Consider the following 12,017-nt stretch of genomic DNA (forward strand, 5'->3'; position numbering starts at 1 on the left):
TGCGCGTGGAGGTCCAAGTCGAGTCGCGTCTGCTCGTCTCGGTGCGACTCGAACTCACGCGGTGCCGTTCTCCTGGGGCATGCGAATGTCGAGTAGCACCTGACCGACGACCTGTTCGGCGGTGACCCCGTCGAATTCGGCCTCCGGCTCGAGCACGAGCCGGTGCGCGAGCGCAGGCATCGCGAGGTCGCGCACATCATCAGGGGTGACGTAGTGCCTGCCGTGCGCTGCAGCCCACGCGGAGGCCATCCGCACCAGGGCCAGCGCGCCGCGGACGCTCGCGCCGAGACGAACCTCACTCGCCCGACGGGTGGCCTCCACGAGTCGCACCGCATAGTCGGCCACGAGTGGGCTCACATGCACGCGGTTCACAAACTCCTGCGCTTGGGCCACCATCGCAGTGGTCACCACTGCGGTGAGCTTCTCCTGGCCGCCGCGGTGCTGCTGCAGGATCCGCAGCATCGCACTCGCGTCTGGGTAGCCGATCGCAGTCTTGATCATGAACCGGTCGAGCTGCGCCTCAGGCAGCCGGTAGGTGCCCGCCTGCTCGATCGGGTTCTGTGTCGCGATCACGAGGAACGGACTGCCCACGTCGTGTGACACGCCATCGATTGTGACGCGGCTCTCTTCCATGACCTCAAGGAGCGCGGACTGCGTCTTCGGGCTCGCGCGGTTGATCTCATCGGCGAGCACCACGTTGGCAAACACCGGGCCCGCGTGAAACTCGAAGACGCCTGCGCGCTGGTCATAAACGGAGATGCCGGTGACATCGCCCGGGAGCAGATCGGGCGTGAACTGGATCCGCGAAGCCGTGCCCTGAATCACCTCGGCAAGAGAGCGTGCGAGCGCAGTCTTGCCGGTGCCCGGTACATCTTCCAGCAGCACGTGGCCGCCAGCGAGCGCGCTGGCGAAGACGAGGTCGATCACGCGGCGCTTGCCCTGAATGACCTCGCTCACGGCGTCGCCGCAGGCTTGGAACAGCTGCTGCACCCAGCGCGCCTGCTCGGGACGAAGTGCGTCCTGAGCGATCCCGGGCGCGCGGGAGGGCGCGGGAGACGATGCTGCCCCGGAGGCCAGGCTCGCAGCACCGGAATGTGAGGCTGACGCGCTTGCGGTTGGGAACGATTGCGCAGGGGGAGGTGAGCACTCGCGGGCGGGCTCATGGGAGCTGGGGTGCTGGCGGCCCGGCTGCTCGACGCCGGGGCGCTGCGGGGTGACGTGCTCGCCGTGTTCGGGCGCGGCAGCACGACATGCGGGCCCGTCACTGGCACGCTCTCGGGCGCAGGGACGCTCGCGTGCCCCGCCTGCGTTGGGTGAGCGGCCTCCGACTCCTGAGCCGGCTGCGCGCGCTGAGCCCGGCTCGGGGACCGGAATGCGCCGGCCGGGATGGCGGCAACGTTGATCGTGTGATCCAGGTCTTCGGTCTCAGACGGCTGCTGCGCGCTCGGCGCGGCGGCGACGTGCGGCGACGGCACCCGAACAGTGTGGTCGAGATCCGGTCCGGTGCCAGGATCCGATGCACTCGGCGCCGCCTCGTGCGGTGCTGGCTGGTTCACTCGAATCGTGTGGTCAAGATCGGCGGCCTCGTCGACGCCGTCGGGAAGGTCTGCAGGCTGAGTGGTCATGATTCCTCGGGGGCTGGGAGCGCTGAGCTGAACAGGTATGAGTTGAGTGGCCCGCGCGCTGCTGCGGCGCGTGACAATTCGGTGGGCCGTGGCGCGGCATCCGGGGCGAGCTGCGCGGCAGCGCCCCACCCGGGGCGGGCGGAGGCGTCGTCGGGGTGGGGACCGGGATCACGCAGACATCGAAGGTGGCCGGCGCGAGCGCTGCAAAGTCGCCCACCCAGGTCACCGTGAGTTTCGCGTCGGTGCCCGTGGCGGGGCCGAGTGCGTACGTCGCCGAGCCAGCTGCCGCTGATGAGATTCGGAGCTGAGCCGCGAGCAGCTCAGGCCGAGTGGGGAGCTGTGCCAGGTCGATACACGTCGACGGTGTCGTCTTCTTGATGTCAACCGGCTGCGGTGCGCCGGTCCAGGACACCGGCACCCACTCAGAGCACGCACCATTCAGGCACTGCCGCACGGTGATCGCGCCGCCGACTTCAGAATCGAGCACGAAGTCGCGCCCCGTGCTGTAGCTGAGTTTCGCCCCGCCGAGCTTGCCCGAGATCGTGAGTTTGTCTACCTGCTTGTAGCGCAGGCCCCCACCGTCCTCGACCGGGCTCGTCGAGATCGCGTAGCTCACAACGGGAGGCGGGATCGTGCCGCCGATCTGCACCGGTCCCGTCGCAGACGTGCTGATGCCAAATTCGCTGCTCGCGCACGCTGCAGCGGTGTACACCACTCCACGCTTGAGCCTACCGAAGTTCGGAGAGTTCTGGCTCCCCCGCGCAAAGCAATCTGGAGCAGCGCTGCCCTCGGCGATTGCAAACTTCCACGTGACCGCTTCATCATGGTGTGCGCCTGAGCCAGTCACCGCCACGACGGCATCCTGCGAGCCATCGGCACTTGTTGCAGCGGCGCTCTCCAGCTTCGGCGCTCCGATCACGCGCCCGGCGGCCTCGGCTGTCGCGCCCGTCGCAGATCCACCACCAATCGGCGGCAGCTCGAGCGCGGTCGTCGGGGTCACCATGACAGTGGTCGATCCAACCGGAATCCCCGTGTACTCGGAGCTCCCGCTGGGACCAGGTATTGCGCCTTTGTCCACTCCGCCGATACTCACGAGGAACTCTCGCGTATCATCGGATCCGGCAATCGCGACGCGCAGTCCCCCAGTGGCCTGATCAGTATTGCTGGGGTTCTTGAGCGAGGTGACCGTCACAGTCGGCTGTGCTGGGGAACGGTACGCCCACCCGGGAGTTTCGGGGGACGGCGCTGACTCCCCCACCGCATTGATCGCACGCGCGGAAAAGCTGTGCCGCTCGCCATTGCGCAGTCCGGAAGCGACGCAGGTGTAAGCGTCAGGGCCGGACGAGGTGCACTGCGTGTTTCCTGCTCCGCTGAGCTGCACTCCCGTCACTGCCGGGTGCGCGAGGCGTCCGCCAAGGGCCACCTGGAACGTCGCGGTCGTGTCAGTGAACGCGGTCTGAGCGATGCTCGTCGGAGCGGCAGGGAGGCCCTGCGCGTCGAACTCGATCGTGCCCGATCCGGTGCGGCCCTGCGCATCACGGACCGAGAACCCGACCGTGCACACGCCGCCAGCCCCACTGGCGTCTGGCCACGTCACCGAGACGCTGCGTTCATCTGCCACCCCAAACGTGGCCACAGTGCAGCTGCCACCGTCGACAGACACGAGCGTCAACCCACCGCCGCTCTTGCCAGCGAACGGATCGTACTCTCCCGGAACGCCAATCACGTCAGCGCCGCAGCTCGCGCCAACCGTGCACTGCAGCGCCACACTGCCAGCCTTCGGAAGATCGCGCGGACTCTCCCCTACTCGCAGAGTGAGCTGCGCAGAAGACTCCCCTGCCCCGCTCACCGTGACAGTCGCCGTCTCCTGCACACCGGAGGTTGCGTCGGCTCGCGCCGAGACCGTCGCGCTCTCCCCATCGGACGCAAGCTCAAACACGCTGCCACCGCCGCTCACGCTGAAGCGGAGTTTGGCGGGATCTCCCGCACGATCTCCCTGCCAGGTGACCATGTCAGCGAGCTGAATTGTCTCGCTCGCACCAGGGGCGATGGTCCGGGTGAGCGGGCTCAGTTCAGCGATCGGCTCGTTCGGCGTCACGCGAACGGGCACGGGCAGCGAAGTCCAGGCTTGCTGATCCTCCAGTCGCACATCCATGCGGCAGACGTCGGTCCACGGTCCACCAGCTCCGGTGGTGTAACGGATCGCGTCACCTCCCACCGCCTCACAGCTCGCCGCCTCGCGGCCTGTGGGGAACACGCCGCTGCGCAGCTGGACGGTATCGTCTGGCCCGACATCGAGCAGATCTGCAATCGCGGTCGTCACCTCCCCGTTCTCCTTCACCTCGATCGGGGGCAGATTCGGGCGCAGCGTGAGCTGGAGATCTGCAATCGGAGGGATGATGAGTAAGCCGTAGCTGGTGACATCGGTGCCGCTGGCGTCAGTACCGCTGACGCGGAACACCACGAGGTCGCCCGCTGGATCGTAGCTCCCGGTGATCCGGTTGCCCTTCACCGCGTAGTCCCCCGACTGTTTGTCCCACAGCGAGAGTTTCAGCGTGGCAGGATCGCCAGCCGGCCAGCGCACTTTGCCTGCCAGCACGTCAATACCGCGGGCTGCGAGGTCTGCGCGATCGCGCACGCTCACAATGGTGTCGCTCACGGCAGGCGCCTGCGCACCAACACGCTCGGAGGTTTGCACGACGATGAGGCCCTCGGCGGTACTCGAACTCGCGCTGGAACGCACTGTGTACCGATACGACACTGTGCCGAGGTCGGAACCGGCGGTGAGCTGAATCCTGCCCTGCTTTAGCTCGGAATCGTCAATGGCAGCCGCAAGCTTCCGATACTCGGCGCTGTCCTCGCCACCGGCAACATTGGGAACGACCGCTTCGAGACTCAGCTTCCCGCCTGCCGGATCGACATCGTTGTCGAGCGGCTGCACCACCGTGCTGTTACCAGGGGTGAGCCGGACCTGATCGGTGATGGTCACTGGCGGACCCGCGTCCTCGCCGGTCACCACGACGTTGAGGGTGCCCGCACCGATACCACCGTGATCATCAGTGGCGTCGTAGCGCAGTGCATAGGTCCCCGGCGACGTCCCCGGCGCAACTGCGACGTCGATCGCGGTGCCGGAAGCGGCGATGTTTGCAGCGATTCGCGGATCTCCTGCGGCAGCCACGCCATTGAGCCACACGCGGTCGCCATCCGGGTCTACGCCGGAACGCGGCACCGTGACGCTCGTCGCGCCGCCCGGCGCGACCCTTGCGGTGAGCGTTGCCGGCTGCGGCTCGCGATTATTCCCCGCGGCGACGACCGTGATGATCACTTCTCCGTTATCGCTGAGCTCCGGCGCACTCGCGGCGTAGGCCGCGTAGCCGACACGATAGGTCCCCGGTTCATTCGGTGCGAGGTAGCGTAGCGTGCCCCCCGCCGCGAAGGCGAGTTCGCCCGAGGCGCCGGATCCGGTCACTTCGGGGTGCAGGATCAACCGCTCGCCAGGCGCCGAAACATCATTGTCCAGGACGCGGATGTCCGCGACGGAGCCGGCGCGCACCGTCGCGGTGTCGGCCACCGCGATCACCGCTGAACCGCTCGATTCAGGCACTTCGAACACCGTGAGCCTGCCGCGTGCGGTGGCATCTCCCTCGGCCACAGTGATGTCTGCCGACCCGATCCGGCCGGGGGCGCCATCGGTGGTAGTGCCAGCCACGCGCACCCGCGAGTGTTCGATCACGTCAGAGCGCAGGTCCCCATCGACCACGCTGGCGTCCACCACAGCGAGCGCTCGTGATGCATTCCCAGGAATCGCAGCGAGCACTTCCACGGTGGCGTCTGCGAGCGGACGGACGTAGGCGCGCAGCGGAGGGAGAGCGAGGCCGGCACCGGCAGGAGTCGCGGTGACCCGTAGTGCACCGGTCGTCTCCGCTCCGGTCACCGCATCACGCACGGTCATCACGAACGTTGAGATGCCCGGCTCAGCGGTCGTGATTTCGACGGAACCCGCGACAGGGTGCGTGGTAGCAGTCGCGGCACCAGACTGCGGGGCGACATCAACGAGGGTGAAAGATCCAGATCCGCCTGATACGCGATCCAGCGGAGTCAGCGTGGCCGGCGCTCCCACCGCGATCGTCGCGGCCGTTCCCGTGACGACAGGGAGCGCCTCAGGACGCACGGCGAGGACGAGTTCGCGATCCTGCTCAGCGCCGCGACTGTCGCGCACGGTCAAGCGCAGGGCAATATCAGAAGCAACAGCTGAGGGGTCGGTGTGGCGCACCGCGAGGCTTCCGTCTGCCGTGACCAGCGCGCGCACCGGGTCGCTGCTCTCCACCGGCGCAACGTTCGCGAGGGTCATCACGTCGCCCTGCGGATCCACCCAGCCTTCGAGCACCGGGGTCACGAGCGTGCCGCCGGGCACGATCTCTGCGACGCCCCACTCGCGCTGGCAGCCCGCTACGGGGCACCACTCGGGCGGGGTATTTTCGTCGTCCGCAGCGATCCGAACCGTCACCGTTGCCGCCTGGGACTCCAGCACGCCGTCGGAAATACGGTAGGTGAAACTCGCGCTGCCGACCGCGCCCGGTGTGGGTTGCACCACCAGCGTCTGGCGGTCAGGGAGTAGCTGCAGCGTGCCAAACTCCGCGGGCAGTTTCGACTCTCCGAGCGATTCCGGCACGATCGTGAGCACGTCACGCGAGTTCGCGTCGAAGTCGTTCAAGAGCACCGGCAACGTTGCCGGTTCTCCCGGTCGCGCTCCGAACTCGTCGTCTACCGCGGTGGGCGCCACCTGCTCGGGGACGTCGTTTACCACAACGGTCCCCTTGACTTCTTGGGGTGGGATCGCAAGGTTCCACTGCGAAAGCGGGATCAGTGTGCCATCCGGCACGGTCCACAGCATGCCCGTGCGCTGCTCGCTGAGCACTGCCCGGTCGCCGTTCGTCCTGAATACGGGCAGCAGCTCGGAAGCCTCTCGAACTCCGTCATCGAACTGCAGCGCAATCGGATCACCCGAGCCGCGCCACAGCTGCCCAGATCCGGTGCCGAGCCAAGCTGCATAGCGGGAACCAGCAACCTCGGTGGGCCTCGCCGGCACCCCCTCCGCCGCGGTTCTCACCGTTTTCCCTGCCTTGGTCACGGAGACGAGCCCGTCCTGATCCGCGATGAGCACATCTCGGCCGGTAGCGCCCGTGGAACTCGATTGCAGCAGCGGCGTCGCCCCGAGCTGCAGGGTGACCGGGTCGGTGCCAGCGCGGAACAGTCGCCCGTCCTCCGCATCAAGCAGCACCCAATCGGTGCCAACCAGGGTGAGCTGCGGAGACTCGGCCGCCGCTCCCGGCAGCTGCTCGGCCGCCCCGATCGTTGGCATGTCCTCCGGAGCAGCCAGCAGGCCCCGCGCGAGGTCAAATCGAGTGACCTCATCCGTCTCGATCGAGTAGACCGCGAGGACGCCCTTCTCGGTGAGCGCGAGAGCCGCTGCCGGAGCCGAGGCTGCGCTTTCCGCGCGATCCGCCCCGTCCTCGTCTTCGGACTTCTCGGTGCTGGCGGTGAGCGGACGCAGGCCCGAAATTCGCTCCCCGATGGTGGCCACGTCGGCGTCTGCAGCGCCACCAGCTTCAGACAGCGACCCCACGTACACGTCACCGGCCTCTGTGCGGACCGCGACGTATGCTCCGGCCACAAGCACGTCGCGGGTGCCCTCGGGCATGCCCACTCCGGTCGCGGTCGCACTGTCGCCAGGGGCGTTGACCGCCGTGATCGCCGAGCTTGGCGTTTCGGCCGTTTCTGAGTCCGTCTCAGCCTCGGCTTCCGTGCTCTCGGTTCCGACATCGACGGGATTTGCCGCGGCAATCGGCCAGGCACGACCATTGCCATTGGTCAGCAAGATACTGCGGTCGCCAGACTGCACGATGCTGCTGGGCTCGACCACTTTGCGCACGGTGTCCAGTTCACCGGTGTCGGTGTTGACGCGGCCATATTGGCCGGCGTCGCGTGCCACCCATACCCCTGGCTCAACGCGCGGAGTGTCGCGGGCATCATAGCCACTCGCAACCACTGCGATCGTCGTCACGAGCGCGGCCGCGATGCCAGCGGCCAGCCACGCTCCCAGCCGGGATCGCCGGACTGCGCTGCCACCGCCGACCGTGTTCCCCCTGTTTCCCCGCCGCCGGGCGGTCACCCGGCACCGCCGATGACAGCCCAGACGAGGGCACCGATTCCCAACACGACACCGAGCGTGATTCCAGCTCCGATAAGGGCCGCGCGAGCAGGCGAAATCGCGCGATCAGCAACGACGCCGTCGGCGTCTGTCGCGCTCTGCTCCGCGCGCCGAGCATCCCGAGCCTGCGCGCGAGTCTGCCTGCCTGGGATCGCCGACACCACTGGGCCACGCACGGGCTGGGCGGCGCTGAGCTGCGGGTCCGCCAGGAGATCTGCGCGCGGCTGCCACGCGTCGGCGATGATTTCGAGCGGCGTCACGTCGTAGCCGAAGCCGCGCTGCACGTCTTGCAGTGCGGCACCGAATTCCGCCATCGAGGCGAACCGCGCCCCGGGGGTCCGCTGCATCGCGCGCGCGAGCACTGCATCAAATGGGGCGTATCCGGTCGCGCCTGGAATCGGGCGCACCTCGGCCTTGCCGATCCGCTCAATCAACTTTGCACGAGTATTGCGATCCTTGTTCTCGTCTTCGAAGGGCGAGCGACCAGCCGCAAAAGTGTAGAGCGTCGCGGCGAGCGACCAGATCTCGCTTGCCACGCTGCCAGCGCTGTCGAGGCGCACAACTTCGGGGGCCGACCAGGGCACCGACATCGCGACTTCTTCCGAGGGCAGCGCCGAGTCTGCGAGCGAGCGAGCAATTCCGAAGTCGGAGAGCGCCGGGCGCCCGAGTTGGGTCACGAGCACGTTTGACGGCTTGATGTCGCGGTGCAGCATTCCGGCGCGGTGCGCCGTTTCGAGTGCACCGGCCAACCGCACCCCGGCGTCGAGGACCTCATTCAGGGGTGCCGGGCTCCCCTTCGTGAGGGCGCCGAGAGACGCCGGGCAGTACTCCATCACGAGATATGGCCGCCCGGAGAGGGCAATCCCCGCCTGGTAAATCGACACAATAGAGGGGTGGGCGCTCAGCCCGGCCATGGCATCGGCCTCCCGCTCGAACACGTCGCGTCGATCCGGTGCCGAATCGAGCACCTTCACCGCGACCACGCGGCGCGGGAGATCCTGCTCGTAGAGATAGACCTGTGCGAATCCGCCAGACCCCAGCGGGCGCACAAAACTGAACCCGGGGATGCCCGGCTGTTCGGCGACCCGCTGATCTGCCACGGCTATGCTGCTCCGTGCGTTCCGCGCGCGGCGGCGGGCAGAGATGGAGGGCACATACCCCTAATGATACGAGATAGCTGCGACTCCTCCTAAACCCAGAAATCCCCCCGCTCCAGTTGGAGCGGGGGGATTTCTGTCCGGCGCCGCCACGCGGCGCCTCGGCGACCTGAGTGGTTACAGGCCCGAAACGTCGAGCGGGATGCCCGGGCCGAAGGTCGTCGAAACGGCGCCCTTCTGCACGTACTTGCCCTTAGCCGACGAGGGCTTCAGACGCGAGATCTCGTCGAGCACCGACGTGATGTTGTCCGTGAGCTGATCTGCCGTGAACGAGGCCTTGCCAACAATGAAGTGCACGTTTGCGTGCTTGTCGACGCGGAACTCGATCTTGCCACCCTTGATGTCGGTCACGGCCTTGGCCGGATCCGGGGTCACCGTGCCGGTCTTCGGGTTCGGCATCAGACCACGGGGGCCGAGCACCTTACCGAGACGACCGACCTTGCCCATAAGCTCGGGGGTCGAAACAGCCGAATCGAAGTCGGTGTAGCCAGCGGCAACCTTCTCGATCAGCTCGTCGCCGCCGACCTCGTCAGCGCCAGCAGCAATAGCTGCCTCGGCTGCCGCGCCAACTGCGAACACGATGACGCGAGCGGTCTTGCCCGTGCCGTGGGGGAGGCTGACGGTGCCACGCACCATCTGATCTGCCTTGCGGGGATCCACACCGAGCTTGACTGCAACCTCAACGGTCGAGTCGGTCTTGGTGGAACCGGTCTCCTTCGCCAGGGCGACTGCCTCGGCGGGAGTGTAGAACTTGTCTGCCTGAATCTTCTCGGCAGCGGCGCGGTACGCCTTCGACTTCTGTGCCATGTTCGTACCCTTACTCGACCGTGATGCCCATGGAGCGAGCGGTGCCCGCGATGATCTTCGACGCGGCGTCGATGTCGTTCGCGTTCAGATCAGCCTGCTTCTGCTCAGCGATCTGACGAACCTGCTCAGCCGTCACCTTTGCCACCTTGACGGTGTGCGGGGTGCCGGAGCCCTTCTGGACTCCTGCGGCCTTCTTGAGCAGCTCTGCAGCCGGCGGGGTCTTGAGCACGAACGTGAACGAGCGATCCTCGTAGACGGTGATCTCAACCGGGACAACGTTGCCGCGCTGCGACTCCGTTGCGGCGTTGTACGCCTTGCAGAACTCCATGATGTTGACGCCGTGCTGACCCAGAGCAGGGCCGACGGGCGGTGCCGGGTTGGCAGCGCCGGCAGCGATCTGAAGCTTGATCAGACCGGTAACCTTCTTGGCTTTAGCCATGATTGTTTCCTTTCCTTCGAGCGAGTGTCCCCGCTCTCCCGCAGTTCCGGCCGATCCGGACGCGGTGCTATTGCGCACGTTCGCACGCGCGCAACCTCAGAAGTTTAGCTCACTTCTGGCAGTTTCGCATCTCGGGCCAGCAGCCGCGCGCCCACCGCGAACACGCCGGCAGACCACGACTGGGCTGGGCTGTGGGCTGGGCTGGGCGGAGCGGAGCGGAGCGGAGCGGAGCGGAGCCGAACCGGCGCTTGGGTGTGCGGCGCGCAGCGGTGGCATCGTCCTCTCTCAGGCTCGCACTTCCCGCCGGGGCTGTTGCGTGAACAGGTCTTGGATGCACATCCGCAGCGGGAGGGACCCCGGACCAGTCCCCGCGCCACCAACGCAACAGGGGCCCCGCGCAATGCGGAGCCCCTGATGCGTGCGGCCGAAGCCAGGAAAACCTAGACCATCTTGGTGACCTGGTCGAAGCCGAGCTCCACGGGAGTCTCTCGTTCGAACAGGGACACGAGCACGGTGAGTTTGCCAGCGGCGGCGTTGATCTCGCTAATCGTGCCGGGAAGCCCCTCGAAGGAGCCCGACTTGATCGTGATCGTTTCGCCGACCTCGAAGTCGATCTCAACGTTGCCCTGAGCAGCAGCGTTGGCCGCGGCCTTGCCCTTCGCCGTTGCCGCGGGCTCGAGCTCGACAGTGCTCTTCAGCATCTCGAAGGCCTCATTGATCCGCAGCGGAACCGGGTTGTGCGCGTTGCCAACGAAGCCGGTGACGCCCGGGGTGTGCCGGACAACAGACCACGTGGATTCGGTGAGGTTCATACGGACCAGCACATAGCCGGGGATGCGCACGCGCGTCACCATCTTGCGCTGGCCGTTCTTGACCTCCATGACTTCTTCCATGGGGACCTGGATCTCAAAGATGTCATCGACAGCGCCCATCGTCTCGCGACGGTTCCACAGGTTCGACTTCACCTTGCGCTCGTATCCGGCATAGGTGTGAATCACAAACCACTTGCCCGGACGGCGACGCAGATCCTTCTTGAACGCCTTGTAAGGATCTTCGGTGCTCTCGCCCTCAGAATCCTCGCTCGCTTCTTCCTCGGTCTCCTCGTCGACAATCGCACTGGCGGCCGCTTCGGCCTCATCAGCGCTGTCAATGTCAAGCGCATCCTCGACTGCCGCGTCTACTACGGGGTCAGCCGTGTGCGCCAGCGCGTCGAGTGCCGCATCGAGGTCGGCCTCGGGTGTGTTGCTCGTCTCGCTCGTCATCTGCTGTTCTTGCTTTCTATGCGTGGGGGTTGGTGGCCGAAACTGTCGCGGAGTGCGCGACTATCCGAGCGACGCCCCGAAGATGAAGACCGTTACGAACCCGAACAGCTGATCAAGCGCCCACACAATCGCCATCATGATCACGACGAAGGCGATCACCACGAGCGTGTAGTTGATCAGTTCTTTGCGGGTGGGCGTCACAACTTTTTTCAGCTCGGCAATGACCTGCTGGATAAACAGGACAATCCGGCTGAACCAGTTGCGCTTGGCAGCACGATCGGCCTTGGCGCGCTCGACCAGGCCGCCGCTTTCCTCAACTTCGCTACTGCTCATCGCCGTTCCTTTCAATAAACCCGCCCGGCGCCGAAGCGCCGGACGGGAGCGGCAGGGCGGACAGGACTCGAACCTGCAACCTGCGGTTTTGGAGACCGCTGCTCTACCAATTGAGCCACCGCCCTATGGAAACTGACCTCGCAAATTTCGCATGCCTTCAGGGAGACCTTCAGGCATAGGAAA

8 protein-coding genes and 1 tRNA gene are annotated in these 12,017 nt (G+C 66.5%); 1 reads left to right on the forward strand and 8 read right to left on the reverse strand.

The features are described 5' to 3' along the window. Positions 1–54: 54 nt before the first annotated feature. Positions 55–957: an AAA family ATPase gene (locus tag K1X41_RS06645; RefSeq protein ID WP_258566688.1), complete on the reverse strand. Its 903-nt coding sequence runs from the start codon at positions 955–957 to the stop codon at positions 55–57. Between the two features lie 204 nt (positions 958–1,161). Between K1X41_RS06645 and K1X41_RS06650 the strand changes: the two genes are divergently transcribed. Then, complete coding sequence (locus K1X41_RS06650; protein ID WP_220175639.1) at positions 1,162–1,317, forward strand: hypothetical protein; 156 nt, start codon at positions 1,162–1,164, stop codon at positions 1,315–1,317. 252 nt (positions 1,318–1,569) lie between these two features. Here the strand turns inward: K1X41_RS06650 and K1X41_RS06655 are convergent, their stop codons facing one another. The 7 genes from K1X41_RS06655 to K1X41_RS06685 all read right to left on the reverse strand — a co-directional run bounded on the left by K1X41_RS06655 (position 1,570) and on the right by K1X41_RS06685 (position 11,959). Next, entirely contained in the window at positions 1,570–7,689 is a 6,120-nt protein-coding gene (locus K1X41_RS06655; protein WP_220175640.1) for an Ig-like domain-containing protein, read from the reverse strand. A gap of 104 nt (positions 7,690–7,793) precedes the next feature. Continuing rightward, entirely contained in the window at positions 7,794–8,936 is a 1,143-nt protein-coding gene (locus K1X41_RS06660; protein ID WP_132206775.1) for a serine/threonine-protein kinase, read from the reverse strand. 174 nt (positions 8,937–9,110) lie between these two features. Beyond that, a complete protein-coding gene (gene rplA, locus K1X41_RS06665) occupies positions 9,111–9,800 on the reverse strand; it encodes a 50S ribosomal protein L1 (protein ID WP_132206774.1) in 690 nt (229 codons plus the stop codon). A gap of 10 nt (positions 9,801–9,810) precedes the next feature. Beyond that, positions 9,811–10,239: a 50S ribosomal protein L11 gene (gene rplK, locus K1X41_RS06670; RefSeq protein ID WP_087012629.1), complete on the reverse strand. Its 429-nt coding sequence runs from the start codon at positions 10,237–10,239 to the stop codon at positions 9,811–9,813. Between the two features lie 440 nt (positions 10,240–10,679). After that, positions 10,680–11,501: a transcription termination/antitermination protein NusG gene (gene nusG / locus K1X41_RS06675; protein WP_132206773.1), complete on the reverse strand. Its 822-nt coding sequence runs from the start codon at positions 11,499–11,501 to the stop codon at positions 10,680–10,682. A gap of 60 nt (positions 11,502–11,561) precedes the next feature. Continuing rightward, entirely contained in the window at positions 11,562–11,834 is a 273-nt protein-coding gene (secE, locus tag K1X41_RS06680; protein WP_132206772.1) for a preprotein translocase subunit SecE, read from the reverse strand. 52 nt (positions 11,835–11,886) lie between these two features. After that, positions 11,887–11,959: transfer RNA gene (locus tag K1X41_RS06685), tRNA-Trp, on the reverse strand. Between the last annotated feature and the right edge of the window lie 58 nt (positions 11,960–12,017).

It is taken from the genome of Leucobacter luti (assembly GCF_019464495.1).
In the GTDB taxonomy this organism is placed as follows: Bacteria; Actinomycetota; Actinomycetes; order Actinomycetales; family Microbacteriaceae; genus Leucobacter; species Leucobacter luti_A.